Source organism: Paenibacillus pinisoli (genome assembly GCF_003605435.1).
GTDB lineage: Bacteria > Bacillota > Bacilli > Paenibacillales > Paenibacillaceae > Pristimantibacillus > Pristimantibacillus pinisoli.
This window is the reverse complement of sequence record NZ_QXQB01000003.1, coordinates 693,612-710,039: the sequence shown is the minus strand read 5'-3', so window position 1 is coordinate 710,039 and position 16,428 is coordinate 693,612. Positions and strand designations below refer to the sequence as shown.

Here is a 16,428-nt window from a genome sequence, read left to right as displayed (position 1 = left end):
ATTGCATATTACAAGAAGCGATCAATTGCAAAGGAGTGATGGGTATGGCGGGCAAAAAGGATTTGAGAATTCGCAGCAGGGTGATCAGCGAGGGCGCCAATCGGATGCCGAACAGGGCGATGCTGCGCGCAGTCGGGTTTACGGACGAGGACTTCAAGAAGCCGATGATCGGCGTAGCGAGCACTTGGAGCGAGGTTACCCCTTGCAATATGCATATCAACGAGCTGGCTCTCAGCGCGAAGGCGGGACTGGCTAGGCATGGAGGGGCGCCGCTGATCTTCAATACGATAACCGTATCGGACGGGATCTCAATGGGGCACGAAGGGATGACCTATTCTCTTCCGAGCCGCGAAGCAATAGCTGATTCCATCGAGATTGTAACAGGCGCTGAGCGGTTCGACGGACTAGTGGCGATTGGCGGCTGCGACAAGAATACGCCGGCTTGTCTCATGGCGATTGGGCGACTGAATGTTCCATCCGTTTATGTATACGGCGGGACGATACAGCCGGGCGAACTGGACGGGAAGCCGGTCGATATCGTAAGCGCCTTTGAAGCGGTCGGCCAATATCATGACGGGAAAATGACGGAGAAGGAGCTTCATAAAGTGGAATGCAGCGTCTGTCCAGGACCTGGGGCATGCGGCGGCATGTACACCGCCAATACGATGGCGGCCGCTGCCGAGGCGATGGGCATGAGCCTTCCGGGCTCCGCCTCGACGCCAGCCATCGCAGGACGCAAGGCGGAGGAATGCGAGGAAGCGGGCGCCGCAGTTATTGCGCTGCTGGAGAAGGGCATCTATCCGCGAGACATTATGACGAAAGAGGCATTCGAGAATGCGATTACGGTCGTTATGGCGCTTGGCGGCTCTACGAATGCGTTCCTCCATCTCATCGCCATTGCTCACTCCGCAGGCGTGGAGCTGACGTACGATGATTTCGAGCGCATCCGGGTGAAGGTTCCGCATCTGGCTGACCTCAAGCCAAGCGGCCAATACGTTATGCAGGACTTGAATGATGCGGGCGGCGTCACTGGTGTGATGAAGCTGCTGCTGGAGCAAGGATTGCTGCATGGCGACTGCATGACCGTTACAGGGCGGACTCTGGCGGACAATCTGGCGGCAAGCGAGCCGCTTCATGAGGGCCAGAAGATCATTCGTCCGTTCAACGAGCCGCTTAAATCTAGCGGGCCGTTGGTTGTGCTTCGCGGCAACCTTGCGCCAGACGGGGCGATTGCGAAGATGTCGGGAATGAAGAAGCTGCGCTTCACCGGACCGGCCAAAGTGTATGACAGCGAGGAAGCCGCTACTGAAGCGATTGTCCGGGATGAAATCCAGCGCGGCGATGTGCTGGTCATCCGATATTGCGGGCCGAAGGGCGGACCGGGCATGCCGGAGATGCTGTCGGTGACGGCGCTGATTGTCGGCAAAGGCTTAAGCGGCGAGGTGGCTCTCTTGACCGACGGCCGCTTCTCCGGCGGCTCTCATGGCTTTGTCATCGGGCATGCCGCGCCGGAGGCACAGACTGGCGGGCCGATTGCGCTGCTGCGCACCGGGGATATGGTTACGATAGACAGCGAGACGCAGAGAATGGATTTCGACGTAACGGATGAAGAGCTGAACCGGCGTCGGAAGTCTTGGGTACAGCCGCCGCTGAAACGCACATCCGGCGCGCTGGCGAAGTATGCCCGGCTTGTATCGTCGGCGAACAAAGGCGCAGTTACTGATCTGCCTGAGTCATAACCTGTAAGTCCCCTTAAGCTCGGCCGTGCGGCATGCTATACTTTCTGTATTCCAGGGTAAAGGACGGATATGATGACGGGTTTCAAGCTGGCAACTTTGCGGGAAGGCGTATTCCATTATGGTTAAGTTGGATTATTTGCTGTCCGTACTGTGGCTTATAAGCTCCAGAAAACGGGTAACTGCCGAGCAGATCGCCGAGGAATTGGAAGTAAGCGTCCGAACCGTATACCGGTATATTGATGCGCTTAGCATGAGCGGTGTGCCTGTCGTTGCCGAGGCGGGACATGGCGGAGGATACAGCCTGCCAAGCAGCTTCGCAGGCATGCCGCTGTTCTTCGACACCAGCGAGCTGAAGGCGATGGCGCATGGCGTCTTGCTGGCGCAGCAGGCGCATTATCCGTATTCAGATTCGCTCATAAGGGCGCTGGATAAGATTAGGCATCGGCTGAATGCGTCGCAGCTGGAGGAGCTGGAGCGGAGCACAACAGGCATTGAAGTGGATGAGCCGGACAAGGCAGACGGCTTGCAGCGCGTGCTGGATGTGCTCGATGGAGCGATTATCGAAGGCCGGACGCTGCAGATCCATTATGCGAAAACGGCTGAGGAGCCTCCTGGCTCCCGGTCCATAGATCCCTATGGCATGCTGTATCGGCAAGGGCGCTGGTATATCATTGCTTATTGCCATAACCGGGAGTCGATTCGGGTGTTCAGAGGGGACCGCATCCGCGAGGCGTCGCCTGACGGAAGCCGATTCGCGCGTCCGGAATCCTTCTCGGCAAAAGCTTATTTGGCCAATTATATGGCTGCATCGGAGCAGCATGCCGGTCAAAAGGTGCGGGTTACGTTAAAGGCTAGCGAAGAAATGCTGAGCGCGATTTGCAGCCAATGGTATTTGAAGCACAGCGCCGAGATTGAACGGAGCGAGGGTGAAGCAAGCCTGCTGCTTGCGGAGGACGCGATGATGGCTTATATGCCCCATATGCTGCTTTCGTTCGGCAAGGAGATCGAGGTGGTGCAGCCACAGTCACTGAAGGAAGCTCTGGTCGCACTCGCGAGGGAGCTGGCCCGACATCATGAATCCTGAACTCATCTGCCAGCCCGACAGCTTCCCTGACAGCCATCTTGTCAGGGAAGCTGTTGTATAGTGGCTCTATCTGATATAGAAGGGTGATGAATGGCATGATGAATGGACAGAAGCTGGATTTGGCCAAGCAGGACAAGCTTTATTACACGGCAGCGCTTGAGCCGAGACTTGTCAATTTTCCGGAGCTGAACTATTTGGCTTTAGAAGGGCGGGGGGATCCCAATGGAGAAGCATTCCGGGAATCGACAGAAGCGCTCTATACAGTTGCTTATGGCGTCAAAGGGCTCTGCAAGAGCGAGCAAGCGGATTTTACGGTAGCCAAGCTGGAGGGGCTGTGGTGGGTCGATTCGGGTGCCCAAGATCCGCTTAAGGTCCCGCGCGAGGAGTGGCGCTGGCGGATTCTCATTCGGATGCCTGATTTTGTGACAGCTGATAAGGTAGTCATCGCGAAGCTTGCAGCCGGCAAGAAGAAGCCTGCGCTGAATGGACTGATTCAGGCAATAGCTTTTCTTCCTATTCATGAAGGCGAGTGCGTGCAAATTATGCATATCGGCCCTTATAGCGATGAACCTGCCACGCTGGAGCGCTTGCATGGCTATATGACCCGTCAGGGTTTGACCGGCAACGGGCCGCATCACGAAATTTATTTGTCCGATCCGCGAAAAAGTGCCCCTGCAAGCCGAAAAACGATATTGCGGATGCCCGTTAGGAAGCTCTAAGCAAGCAGGCTGGCTGGCAAGCCAGAATAGTCGTGTGCAACCTTTTCCTTCCATGCTTGCGTCTGAATAGGCAAGAGGTGATAGGGGATGGCGAGAACACTGGCGCTAATAGCGTTGATGCTTGTCTGTTATCTGGCTCTGCCTGGTCAGCGGGCGGATGCGCTAAAATGCATGGAGCAGCCGAACATAGAAGAGAATGCGGAGCATTACGACGGGATTGTTGTTGCTCAGGTAGACGAGATCAAGGAGTCAAAGCATAAGAATATCCTTAAGCTGAAAGTCCTGCAAAGCTTTAAAAAGGTGAAGGAAACCTCCATTAAGGTGTACGAGAATGCAGACTGGGGAACCAGTAAGGAAGGGGAGAGCTATCTCTTCTACTTGAAGAAGGACAACGGCAAGTGGGAGCTGCCGCTTTGCTCTCCAACCAAACCGCTGGACGAGGCGGCGGATGATTTGGCTTACTTGAAAGAGCGAGAGATTCAACTGCACTTCGATTCTGCGGTTCCATTGCAACTGAATGGGGCTGACAGCTTTCAGCTTCAATCGGTAAAAAAAGCCGAAGACGAATCCGCAGCGCGGCTGGCAGCCGCAGCTTCCACACCAACCGATGAAAAATCGTCATTTGCATGGCAGTATGCTGCGATTCCACTCGGCATTGTCGGCTTCGCCGCATATGGGGTAATTCGCGTTCGGGCGGCAAGAAAAGGCGAAGGGGAATAGCGCTGCAGGCGGTTAATGCAATCTAGCGGAAAATAGTTCCGATAAAAAAAGCTGATTTCGGTGTAAAACCGAAACCAGCTTTTTAATTATTCTATAATCCCAAGCAAGCGGTTCAGGATGACGGCCGCATGCGCTCTTGTTGCTTGAATCGCCGGGCCGAATGTGCCGTCCGGGTAGCCTTGGAGCAGCCCAAGCTCCGTCGTCTGCTTAACGGCCGGCAGCGCCCAGGCGCTAATCTGCGCTTCATCGTTGAAGCTTGCGGCTGAGCCAGGCTCAGATTTCACTGGAGCAGCTCCGCGAGCCTCCATCGCGCGGCTGGCGAATACTGCCATCTCCTCGCGGGTAATCGGCTTATCCGGCCAGAACTTGCCGTCGCCGTTGCCTTGGGCGATGCCAGCTTTCATAGCTGCAGCGAGCGCATCCCCATACCAGGCGTCTTGCGCCACATCGAAGAACGGGTCGGCCTCCTCAGCCTCAGCATTCAGATCAAACGCCCGGACAAGCAGAGATACAAATTCGGCCCGTGTAATGTCGGCCTCCGGCGCGAAGCGTCCCTCTCCGCGGCCCGCCACAATCGCTTGGGCGGCAAGAGCTTCAATATCCGCCCTCGCCCAATGCTTCTCGATATCCTTGAAGCCCGCCGTTCCAGCCTCCAGGCCGTTCTTGAACAGATAGGGCAGGCCTTGCTCGAAGCCTTCCGCCCATACGCTCATGGAATGGCCTCCGTTCACGATTCGCAGTTCAGCGGGACTGCCGGGCACATCCTCCCATTTCTCGAACGAATAGCCGAACACATTCGACCGGTGAAGCTGCTGATACAGCGATATGGCCTGCACCTCCATGTTGTAGCGGTTGGCGTCCTTCGGCAAGTCTTCCTGCTCGCTGAGATGGTTCCAGTCATCATCTCCTGCGATGATGTACATCGGGACGGGCAGCTTTTTCTCCGCGTAGGCCTTCAGCGCTTGCGGGTAATTCAGCTCCGCCCAGCGCGCAGGGTCGAACGGCTCGCCGAAGGAGCCGCGCTCCACTGCGCCCGATGTCGCCGGAGCTTCGCCGTCTTGGATCGCCGGGCTTAGCAAGGAGGCGCCGCCGAACAGCTCCGGATAGGCGAGCGAATAGCGGAGCGCGCCGTAGCCGCCCATAGAGAAGCCAACGAGTCCGCGCCCTTCGCGGGATGCAAGGGTTGGATAAGTATCGTCTATGAGCGGGATCAGGTCCCGAATGACGGCAGATTCGACATCGCCGAATTTGCCGGAGTCCACCCAATAGCTGTTGCCTGTTACAGGCGCTACGGCAATAACGGGCGGGATTTTTTTGCTTTCGATCATGGAATCGAGAATCGGCCAGAATTGATCCCAGCTCGTCTCCGTTCCGCCGCTGCCGTGCAGCAGGTACATGACTGGATAACGGGTCAATGCTTTCTCTGTGTAGCCGTGCGGCAGATACAGCCGGTAGCTCAGCTCCGTCCCGACTGAGCCTTCCGTATTGCCGGCCAGACTGGCCAGCTTTGCCGTCTCGGTTGTAACGGTGCCTTGACGCTTTGGCGCGTAGTTTTCAGCTTTGTAGGAAGGATCAAGCTCAGCGCTCTCCGGCTTGCCCATCATATACCGAAGTCCGTCCCGGAAGCCGGTCAGCCACAGGTCCGTATCATGGCCGCCATCGATAATGCGAAGCTCGGCAGGGCTGCCCGGCACATCCTCCCACTTCTCGAAGGGCAGTCCGAACAGATTCTTCCGGTGCAGCTCCTGATAGAGCTCAACAGCTTGCACCTCCATATTGTATTTATAGGAATCGGCAGGCAAATCTTCTTTTTCGCTAAGATGATTCCAATCGTCGTCCCCGGCGAAAATATAGACCGGAACGCGATAAGGCTGCTTCACATAGCTCTCAATCGCTGTCGGGTAATTGTTCGCGGTCCAGAGCGACGGATCATAGGGGTCGCCGAAGGAGCCGCGTTCGACAGCGCCGGATGTTGCAGGGGGCTCGTTCTTCTGGATCGCTGGACTAAGCAGCGTTACAGCTCCGAATAGCTGGGGGTACGCCATGCCGTAACGAAGCGCGCCATACCCGCCCATGGAGTAGCCCATGAGATAACGTCCGCCGCGATTGGCAATCGTGTTGTGCTCTTTGTCGATTTTCGCGATCAAGTCTTTCGTGACCGCAGATTCGTAAGCGCCGTACTTGTCGGAGTCCACCCAGTAGCTGTTGCCCGATGCAGGAGCAACGGCTATGACCGGATCGATGGAACCGCTTTCAATCATCTCGTCAAGCGTGCTCCAGAAATCGTCCCAGCCCTTCTCGTCTCCCCAGCTGCCATGGAGCAGATAGAGCACGGGATACCCTTCTTTGCGGTTTTCATCATAGCCTTTCGGAAGATACAGCTTGTAAGTCAGTTCGTCGTTGCCGGGCTTACGGTCTTGCGCGAGCGCATTCGAGGCGAACGTTACGACATCCGTTGTGCGGCTGGTCAGTCCCGCGGCTTGAGCGGCAGGATTCATCTGGCCGGCAACGGAGAAGGTCATGACAGCCGCCAGCAGCGCAGCCGCGAGCTTCTTCTTGCTGCGATACATGAACATCCCTCCAGTTGGCAATATGGCTTAATTGGGTCATCCAATTGTCCGATTACTATACTAATATGATGGAAATAACCTGTCAATACTTAATGAAAGCGCTGCATTTTTACTTGACACTATAGGCGAGTAACGTTTATTCTAGTGATGCGGCTAATTGGGTGATCCAATTTTGGACCAATTGCCGCTAGCGCATTACGAAGTGAAAGGGTATTCATATGACCATTAAACGGATTAAATACCATAGGGTGTACGAGGATGTCATCGAACAGATCAAAAACCTCATTCTCGAAGGCAATCTGGCCCCAGGCGATGTGCTGCCTACGGAGCGGGAGCTCGCTCAGGCATTCGGCATCAGCAGGGGGACGCTGCGCGAGGCGTTCCGCATTCTGGAGCGCGAAGGCTTGATTGACGCAAGGCCCGGCGGAGGCAGATTCCTCAGCAAGGCGCTTGACGTTGCGGAAGACAAGAACCGCATTATGGACAATATCGAGCGGGCGACCATTATGGAGCTGCTTGAAGCGAGGGAATTGTTCGAGACAGGGATCGTCGAGCTGGCGGCGAAGCGCGCTACGGCGGAGGATATTGAGGAGATCGAGGCGGCGTTCGAGAAGTGGGGCGAGATCGACCAGGAGAGCGAGGACCGGTCCAAGCCGGATCAGGCATTCCACTTGTCCATCGCGAAGGCGACGCATAACGTCGTATTGGTCAATATGATTGAGCTGCATATGGATTTGCTGCAGCGGACGCTCAGCAAGACGGCGAAGATTCCGGGCCGCAAGAGCGAAGTCTACGAGGAGCATCAGCTTATTGTTCAGGCCATTAAGGAACGGGATCCGGTCAAAGCCAAGCTGGCGCTGCTTCATCATCTGGGCAAAGTGAAGGAGAATATTCAGAAAAACTACGTTCATGCGTAAGCAGGGGGAAATCTTGCCCTCTCTTCATTAAATTGGATCACCCAGTTATCCAAATCTTGCATGAATGAATTTATAGCATAAAAGAGGGATTGCACATGAACACAGACATTCGGATTTTATCGCCATGCGGCATGCTGGGATACGGATTCCCGGAGCAATCCTTTTTGAGAGGCATGGATCAAGAGATTCACGGGATCGTCGTCGATGCCGGATCGACGGACGCAGGTCCGCACAAGCTGGGCGCAGGCGTCTCGATTGTCAGCAAGCGGGCGGCGAAGAAGGACCTGGACATTATGATTGCCGGCGGCGTTCCCCGGGGCATCCCGATCATTATCGGGTCGGCAGGCGGCTCGGGCGCGGCGAAGCATGTGAACTGGACGCTGGACATTATCCAAGAGATATTGCAGGAACGCAATCTGCAGGCGAACATATCCGTTATCTGGGCAGATTTTACGCAGGAGGAAGTGGTGCAGGCGAGACGCGAAGGCCGCATTCACGGGCTTAGTCCCAACATTCCTCCGCTGGATGAAGCGGCGATTCGCGAGACGAACAGCATCGTTGCCCAGATGGGCCACGAGCCGATCGTGGAGGCTCTGCACGGGGGCGCCGATATCATTGTATGCGGGCGCGCTTATGATCCTTCGCCATTCGCGGCGATTGGCATCTACCACGGCAAAGACCCCGGACTATCCTATCATCTGGGCAAAATTCTGGAATGCGGCGCGTTATGCGCGGAGCCAGGTACGACCAAGGACAGCATACTCGGCACGATTACCGATGACGCATTCCTGGTGCAGTCGCTGAATCCGGCGCGGAAGTGCAGCCCGACGAGCGTGGCGGCCCATACCTTTTACGAGAAAGAGCACCCTTACATCCTGCATGGACCGGGCTTCACGCTGGATCTGGAGCATTGCCGGTTCGAGGAGCAGAAGGAGGGCGTCGTACGGGTCACGGGCAGCCGCTTCATCCCGGCCGACACCTACAACATCAAGCTGGAAGGCGCAAGGCTGGTCGCTTACCGTACCTTTGTCGTAGCCGGCATCCGCGATCCGATTCTGATCGGCAAGCTGGAGGAGGTCGAGGCGCTGGTGAAGCAAGGAGCGCAGGATTACTACAGCGATATTCCGGAATCCGATTACAGCATTCATTTCTATAATTACGGCATTAACGGCGTTCTGGGGAGCAAGGAGCTGGAGACGTTCCGGGGGCATGAGGTCGGCGTCATGTTCGAAGTAGTGGCGAAGACGCAGGAGCTGGCCAGCAGCCTATGTGCCACCGTCCGATCCACCTTCCTGCATTACGGCTATGAAGGACGGAAGTCGACGGCTGGCAATCTCGCCTTCCCGTTCGCGCCAAGCGATATCGAATTCGGTCCGGTGTACGAATTTTCGGTATACCACCTGATGGAGATGTCGGGGGAAAGCTTCCGCATTGAGCGGATTTGAGCCAAAGATTATGCTTACGAAGTCAGTTTTGCTTCAAATATAAGATCGTATAGGTTGTACCTATACAGTACTTATATTTCAAACGCGAAACGAAGCTTTACCTCAAAAAAGTCGGCGACAGCCGTTTACGCTAGGCAAAACTAAGTCAATGCTTACGAAGTCAGTTTTGCTGAAGCAAAACTTTTAGGAGTGGATAGAACATGACCCAACTCGGCCAGCTAGCGAAGGTGCTGAGAAGCAAAAACTCCGGTCCCTTCGAGCTTACATTAGACGTATTGTTCGATTCCGAAGAGAACTACCGTATGGTGAAGGCATCCGGACGCATTACGAAAGCTACCGTCTGCGAGCTGTACGGCATTGCGGAGGAGCAGATTCATCACTTGGTCTTTTTCGATCAGGCGCTTGGCTTCAAAATTACGATCTCCCGGGACATCTCGTCAGGCACAGTCGGCGATCGTGACGTATACGGCGCCCAACAGCATGCGCCTCTTATGATGCTAGCCATCGACACCGCAGAGGAGGGATAGACATGAAAGCTCTAAGACGCATGCGGCAGGACTGGGTGCTGTATGCCATGCTCGCTTTGCCCATTCTTTACTTTGTCATTTTTCATGTTATACCGTTGTACGGCATGAAGCTGGCCTTCCAGGATTACCGCATCCTTGGCGATCATGTCTGGGTCGGCTGGAAGCACTTTAACGTCCTGTTCAGCTCACCAGCCTTCGCGTCGGTGATGCAGAACACCATTATTATCAGCTTGATGAAAATCATCTTCGTCTTCCCGATTCCGATCGCGCTGTCGCTCTTGATTAATGAGGTGCGCAGCTCGAAGTACCGGAAGTACGTACAGTCAGTCGTTTATCTGCCCCACTTCCTGTCTTGGGTTGTCATTGCGGGCATCTGGATCAGCTTGCTGAATCCGACCGAAGGCGGCGTGAACCTGATCGGCAATTTCTTCGGCCTTCCGTCTGTCGACTATATGACTAGCAAAGACCATATTCGCTGGGTGTTCGTCGTATCGGAGATTTGGAGAAGCGCCGGGTGGGATTCCATCATCTATCTTGCGGCGATTATGAAGATTAGCCCGGGGCTGTACGAGGCGGCGAAGATTGACGGAGCAACAAGGCTCCAGCAGATGACATTCATTACGCTCCCGCATCTATACAGCACAATTGTAACCGTCTTCATTTTGAACCTGGGCTTCTTTATGAATGCGGGCTTCGACCAGGTGTTCAACTTTATGAACGATTCCGTCATCAGCGTCGTGGACATTCTGGATACGTACGTATACCGGATCGGCATCGGCAACGGCCAGTTCGCTTATGCGACGGCAGCAAGCTTGTTCAAGGGCGTTATTGGCATCGTCCTTATTCTGGGCACACATTTCATCTCAAAACGCATCTCAGGCAAAGGCGTCTGGTAGAGGAGGGATCAAGCAATGAGACGACTGGAACTATCGAAAATCATCATCTATGCCATTCTGTTTCTGTCCACGCTCGCCGTGCTGGTTCCGATCCTGAACCTGCTGGCGCTGTCCCTGACGGCACCTGGAAGAGCCCATCTGATGAGCGGCCTCGATCTTATTCCGAAAGGCTTCTCTCTGATGAACTACGAGCTGCTCCTGTCCAATCCGCTTATTACGGGCAGTATCGTCAATTCGGTCTGGATTACGGGCGCAGGCACGCTGCTCAACTTGATTCTGACGTCGATGGCGGCGTATGTGCTGGCCAGAACGAATTTTATCGGGAAGAAGCTGGTGCTGCTCTTCCTAATCGTCATCATGGTATTTGAGCCGGGGCTTATTCCGGAATATTTGCTGGTGAAGGACCTCGGGCTCATGAACAAGCTGACGGCGCTTATTCTGTACAAAGCCATCAATGTGTATTACTTGTTCATTCTGATGCGGTTCTTCCAGGACATTCCGGAGGAGATTCTGGAGGCGGCGCGGATCGACGGGGCTGGACACTTCCGCATGTATACCCGCATCATGATGCCGTTGTCGAAGCCGGGACTGGCGACACTTGGCTTGTTCTACGGCGTGTTCCGCTGGAACGAATATTTCCGGGCGACCATCTATATCTCCGAGCCGAGCAAGTGGCCGCTGCAGGTGGTGCTAAGGCAGTTCGTCGTCAGGAAAGACAATACGTCCATTATCGGCAACCAGAACAACTTGTTCGACAGCTCAGTCAACTTTGATTTTGCTTCCCTGCAGGCCGGTACGATTATGATTGCGATTGTGCCGCTGCTGATCCTATATCCATTTATTCTGAAGTATTACGCGAAAGGAGCGCTTGAGGGAGGGGTGAAGGATTAGCTCGGGAAGACACACTGCGAAAGCAGGAATGGAAGTGCCAATTTATTAAAGGGGAGAATCAACCATGAAAAAAGTAAGTCTGGTACTCATCATTGCAATGCTGGTTACGGTTATTGCCGCTTGCAGCTCCAACTCGAACTCGCCTGGCAGCAACCAACCGTCGAATGAACCCGGAACCGCATCGCCGAATCCAAGCGCTGATCCTGTCACGCTGAAGATCGTATACAAAGACGAGGGAACGGCCAACCCGGTCTCCGTCAAATTTTTTGAGACGCTAGAGAAAGCGCTTAAGGAAGACGAAGGGCTGAACGTGAAGTTCGAGCTGGTCGACCTGGCGCAAGGCAGCTATGCCGAGAACCTGAATCTGCTCCTGCTGGGCGGGACGATTCCTGACATCATCTACTTCCAAGGCGGCGACCAGCAAATCTCCGAGCAAGGCCTGCTGGAGGACCTGACGCCATATATCGAACAATCCAAGTATGTGAAAGACATCATCGAGCCGCATAACGCAACAAGAATGGCGAGCTATCCATACCTGCTGTGGATCAAGCCGCTTGCGTCCAAAACGCCGGTCGTGCGCGCGGATTGGCTGAACGCCATGGACAGCTCCAAGGCACTGCTGGCGGATCCGACCATCGACAACTACTATGCCTTCTTCAAGGAACTGGTCGAGAAGAAGCCTGGCGGCGACAAGCCTGGCTACGCGCTGACGGCAGCCGGCGATATCGCAGAGATCAACTTCATCTTCAACTCCGCTTTCGGCCTGGATACAACTTGGCTGAAGAAGGAAGACGGCACATACGAATATTCCAAAGTATCGCAGAACGAAAAAGAAAAGCTCGCCTTCTACAACAAGCTGTATAACGAAGGACTGCTTGACCCGCAATTCATCACGAAGCAATGGGATACGAAGGAAGATGCGTTCTACAAGGGCGATGCGGCAGTCATCACAGGCACTGCGGGCAAAATCATCGACCTGTACGACGGCAGAATGAAAGAGCTGAACGGCGACGGCGCAAACCTGGTCGTGCTGCCTCCTGCCAAAGGCGTCGCGCAAGGCTTCGGGGCAACCGATGTCACGAAGGAGTCCAGAGGTCTGGCGATCTCCTCGCAATCGAAGCATAAGGACGCGGCATTCCAGGTATTCGATTACCTCGCAAGCCCGAAAGGCCAAATGCTGGACCGTCTTGGCTTTGAGAATGAGCACTACACAGTAGCGGACGGACAGATCGAGCTGAACGACAAATATTACAGCGAATGGTACGCGCGCTTCTGGGAGCCGCTTGAGATGAAATCCGAGACGCCGCTGAAGACGCCTCTGCTGGGCGAGCCGGGCACAAGCTCGCTGCAAGCTGCAGCCGACTTCTACACGGAAGACAATAACTTTATCATTCCAGAGCAATACATTGCGAACTGGGATGCGATGAACAACCTGTACAAGGAATACGCGACTGACTTCATTACCGGCAAGAAAAACCTGTCCGAGTTCGACAAGTTCGTAGAAGCTTGGAATGCGGCAGGCGGCACGGACATTACAAAATACGCTAACGAAAACATCAAGTAAGGAGCTAATGCCATGACTTCGTTTCGTGACCGAGTGAGAGGCGTGGTCGCATCGACCGCGCTGGGCGACGCAATGGGCGCGCCAATCGAGAAGCTGACCTATGAGGGGATCAAGTCGCAATATGGCAGAGTGGAGTCGATCATGACCCGCTGGCATAAGATGGACCTGCCCGCAGACGTCCGGCTTGGGCGAGTAAGGGGCGACGGCATTGTGACCGATGATACGCTCATGACGGTTGCGCTGATGAACGTGTACAACACTGAAGGACGGCATCTGGACGCCTACGATATGGGCAATGAGTTCGTGAAGGAGATTGCCTTCCGGAAGACGTTCGTGCCGGAGCTGAATCAGGAGACGTACATTATAGACCGGCTGTTTTATCCCGAGAAATATATCTTTATGCGGCACGTGCTGGCGAACTGCGATCCGAGAGAGGGCGGCATGGGCAACATGGTGAACTGCGGGGCGGCGATGTATATCGCCCCCATCGGGATTGTGAATGCGGGGCATCCGAAGGCGGCGTATGACGAAGCGATTCTGTTCGCCATGGGGCATCAGAACAGCTATGGGCTGGAGGCGGCGGGCGTGCTCGCCGCTTGCGTAGCCAAGGCGTTCGAGCCGGGCGTGACGGTAGACGATATCGTAGAGACGGCGGTAGGGCTGGCGAAGGACGGCACCAAGGCTGCGATTAAGGAGCTGACGAATAAGGCCAGAGCCTTGCGCGCCGAGCGGGACGATATGGATAAGGTGATCGCCGAATTCCAGGCCATTATGCTCAAGTATTCGCCTATGGGCGACGATGTCAGCCGCCATATCGACAAGGTAGGCGTGCCGAGCAATCACTATACGCCAAGCCGCTTGTGGTCAATCGAGGAGCTGCCGATGGCGCTTGCGTTCATCGTATTGAACGACGGCGACTATTACCGCTCCATTCTGGACGGGGTCAACTCCGGACGCGACACGGATTCTATCGGTGTAATGGCTGGTGTCATCCTGGGAGCGATGTATGGGCACGAAGTGATCAGCACGTCCGATATTGAACAGCTAAACAAGGTGAACCGTCTGGACCTGTTCGCCATTGCCGACCAATTCAGTGATGTAGCGGCGAATATCATCAAGGATGATCTCCGCGCGCATGAAGCAAGGAGGAGCATATTGGAATAGCAGCCAGAGACGATATTTGTAGATAAAGAGACTTAGCTAGCGCAATAGGGACGGGAGTGAGAGCAATGATACCGAACAACTATGTAGAAACGATCTATGCCGGCTTCCTCGGCATGAATGTCGGCATCCGGCTGGGAGCGCCGATCGAGCCTGTCGTATGGACGCATGACCGCATTCGCGACGTATACGGAGATATCCGCACCTATGTGAAGGAATACAAGACGTTCTCCGCAGATGACGATGCGAATGGACCGGTCTTCTTCCTGCGGGCGCTGTATGATGACGCTGTGAACCGTGAGCTGGAGCCTGATGATGTCGGCAGGGCCTGGTTGAACTACGCCAGGGAAGGCATCGGCATGTTCTGGTGGGGCGGCGAGAACGTCAGCACCGAGCATACCGCATATCTGAACTTGCAGAGGGGCATTCCCGCCCCTCGATCCGGCTCTATCGAAGTGAACGGGCTGGAGATGGCTGAGCAGATCGGCGGCCAGATCTTTATCGATTCCTGGGGCCTTCTGTTCCCGGGCAATATGCAGAAAGCGGCGGACTACGCAGAGAAGGCGGCCAGCGTATCCCATGACGGCAATGGGCTGTACGGCGCGCGCTTCATGGCGGCTTGTATCGCCAAGGCATTCGAGACCAAGTCCATCGATGATGTCATCGAGGCTGGGTTGAGCGTTATTCCGGCCGACTCTACCTATGCCAAAGTGGTCCATGCCGTCATGGAGTTCCATCGCGACAATCCGGAGGACTTCCGCGCTTGCTGGCACTACCTGGATGGGCGTTGGGGCTACGACAAATATACCGGCGTCTGCCATATCATTCCGAATGCGGGCGTATGCGTGCTGGCGATGCTGTACGGCGAAGGAGATTTCGCGCGTACCGTCGAGATCGCATCGATGTGCGGCTGGGATACGGATTGCAACGCGGGCAACGTCGGAACTATACTGGGCGTAATGGCAGGGCTGGAGGGCATTCCGGCGCATTACCGCAAGCCGATCAACGACTTTATCGTCGCCTCCAGCGTCTCCGGCTACCTCAATCTGGTCGACTTCCCGACCTTCTCGAAGGAGCTGGCGCTGCTTGGCTACCGGATGAACGGAGAGCAAGCGCCGGAGGGGCTGGCTCAGCGCGTGAAGAAGGGAGAGGTCTACTTCGACTTCGACCTGCCGGGCTCGACGCACGGGTTCCGTACGAGCAACAGCTTCAAGACACCGGTCGTCCGGCATTCCGCGCAGCATACGAAGGAAAGCCGCGGCTCGCTTGAAGTGGTGTTCGACCGGCTTGTGACAGGCGACAGCAGCAAGCTGTACTTCAAGCCGTTCTACCGGCGCGAGGAGTTCAATGACGAGAAGTATAAGCCCACCTTTGCGCCGCTTATCGCTGCGGGACAGCAAGTATCAGCATCCTTCTATCTCGACCAATGGGAGGGAGAGCCGCTTACGCTTACGCCGTATGTGCGCAACACGCATACGAAGGAAGAAGTGAAGCTGGACTCGTTCGCGCCTGTATGCGGAGCGTGGACCGATGTTGTCTTTACGGTACCGGACACCGATGGGGCTGTAATCGACGAGATCGGCTGGGTGCTGGAGAGCGATTCTCCGCTCTTGAACCGTGCGATCGGCAGCCTGTTCCTGGGGCGGTTCCATGTGACGGGAGCAGCGGAGTACGCCATAGATTTTGCGAAGCAATACAAGGAGTTCGGCTCGGTCACGCCATTCGCCCAGCACCGCGGCAAGTGGGAGCTGAAGGACGGAGCGCTGCATTGCGTAAGCGAGACGGACTGCTCCGCATACTCTGGCAACTACTATGCCGGCAGGATCATTGTAGAAGCGACGGTTAAGCCGATTGCCGGGGATAGCCACTTGCTTATTACGCGGGCGCAGGGCATTAAGCGCCATTATCTGGCCGGCCTAGACGGAGCGGGCAAGGTCTCCTTCATCCGCGAGGATTTCGGGCAGGAGCGCTTAATCAGCGCAGCGTATGATTGGAAGCATGGCGAGGAATATCGTATGAAGGTCGTTGCGGACGGGGATCATTTTGACCTATTTATTAATGGGGTTAATGTTCTAGAATGCCGAGACGGCTACTTCGCAAGCGGCATGTATGGCTTCGGGAGCCTGGGACCGGTCGAAAATGAAATTCGCGACGTGCGGGTATATACAGAAGTAGAATAATAGGAATAAAGCACA

At 55.4% G+C, this 16,428-nt stretch carries 13 protein-coding genes; 12 read left to right on the top strand and 1 reads right to left on the bottom strand.

Annotation, left to right across the window (positions count from 1 at the left end):
• Positions 1-44: 44 nt before the first annotated feature.
• The 4 genes from ilvD (at position 45) to D3P09_RS16515 (ending at position 4,262) form a co-directional block, all read left to right on the top strand.
• The gene (gene ilvD / locus D3P09_RS16530) at positions 45-1,739 is read left to right on the top strand and encodes a dihydroxy-acid dehydratase (RefSeq protein ID WP_120112176.1); all 1,695 of its coding nucleotides are present in this window, start codon (positions 45-47) and stop codon (positions 1,737-1,739) included.
• A gap of 118 nt (positions 1,740-1,857) precedes the next feature.
• Positions 1,858-2,823, top strand: a complete 966-nt coding sequence (locus D3P09_RS16525; RefSeq protein WP_120112174.1) for a helix-turn-helix transcriptional regulator — start codon at positions 1,858-1,860, stop codon at positions 2,821-2,823.
• Positions 2,824-2,918: 95 nt separating this feature from the next.
• Complete coding sequence (locus D3P09_RS16520) at positions 2,919-3,542, top strand: GyrI-like domain-containing protein (protein WP_243644241.1); 624 nt, start codon at positions 2,919-2,921, stop codon at positions 3,540-3,542.
• An 87-nt stretch (positions 3,543-3,629) separates the two neighbouring features.
• Complete coding sequence (locus tag D3P09_RS16515; RefSeq protein ID WP_120112172.1) at positions 3,630-4,262, top strand: hypothetical protein; 633 nt, start codon at positions 3,630-3,632, stop codon at positions 4,260-4,262.
• A gap of 86 nt (positions 4,263-4,348) precedes the next feature.
• Here D3P09_RS16515 and D3P09_RS16510 read toward each other — a convergent pair whose 3' ends face one another.
• Positions 4,349-6,832 (bottom strand): alpha/beta fold hydrolase, encoded by a 2,484-nt coding sequence (locus tag D3P09_RS16510; RefSeq protein WP_165867470.1) that lies wholly within the window; start codon positions 6,830-6,832, stop codon positions 4,349-4,351.
• 218 nt (positions 6,833-7,050) lie between these two features.
• Between D3P09_RS16510 and D3P09_RS16505 the strand changes: the two genes are divergently transcribed.
• The 8 genes from D3P09_RS16505 (at position 7,051) to D3P09_RS16470 (ending at position 16,413) form a co-directional block, all read left to right on the top strand.
• Positions 7,051-7,749, top strand: a complete 699-nt coding sequence (locus D3P09_RS16505) for a FadR/GntR family transcriptional regulator (protein WP_120112167.1) — start codon at positions 7,051-7,053, stop codon at positions 7,747-7,749.
• Between the two features lie 95 nt (positions 7,750-7,844).
• Positions 7,845-9,194 (top strand): acyclic terpene utilization AtuA family protein, encoded by a 1,350-nt coding sequence (locus D3P09_RS16500; protein WP_120112164.1) that lies wholly within the window; start codon positions 7,845-7,847, stop codon positions 9,192-9,194.
• 200 nt (positions 9,195-9,394) lie between these two features.
• Positions 9,395-9,721, top strand: coding sequence for a DUF4387 domain-containing protein (locus D3P09_RS16495; protein WP_120112162.1), 327 nt, complete (start codon positions 9,395-9,397; stop codon positions 9,719-9,721).
• A 2-nt stretch (positions 9,722-9,723) separates the two neighbouring features.
• The gene (locus D3P09_RS16490; RefSeq protein ID WP_120112159.1) at positions 9,724-10,617 is read left to right on the top strand and encodes an ABC transporter permease; all 894 of its coding nucleotides are present in this window, start codon (positions 9,724-9,726) and stop codon (positions 10,615-10,617) included.
• Positions 10,618-10,632: 15 nt separating this feature from the next.
• On the top strand, positions 10,633-11,508 hold the full coding sequence (locus tag D3P09_RS16485) for a carbohydrate ABC transporter permease (RefSeq protein ID WP_120112156.1): 876 nt from the start codon (positions 10,633-10,635) through the stop codon (positions 11,506-11,508).
• Between the two features lie 64 nt (positions 11,509-11,572).
• Positions 11,573-13,072 carry an extracellular solute-binding protein gene (locus D3P09_RS16480; RefSeq protein WP_120112154.1) on the top strand — a complete coding sequence of 500 codons (1,500 nt, stop codon included), beginning with the start codon at positions 11,573-11,575 and terminating at the stop codon, positions 13,070-13,072.
• Positions 13,073-13,084: 12 nt separating this feature from the next.
• Positions 13,085-14,236 (top strand): ADP-ribosylglycohydrolase family protein, encoded by a 1,152-nt coding sequence (locus tag D3P09_RS16475; protein ID WP_120112152.1) that lies wholly within the window; start codon positions 13,085-13,087, stop codon positions 14,234-14,236.
• 65 nt (positions 14,237-14,301) lie between these two features.
• Positions 14,302-16,413 carry an ADP-ribosylglycohydrolase family protein gene (locus tag D3P09_RS16470; protein ID WP_120112150.1) on the top strand — a complete coding sequence of 704 codons (2,112 nt, stop codon included), beginning with the start codon at positions 14,302-14,304 and terminating at the stop codon, positions 16,411-16,413.
• The last annotated feature ends 15 nt before the right edge of the window (positions 16,414-16,428 follow it).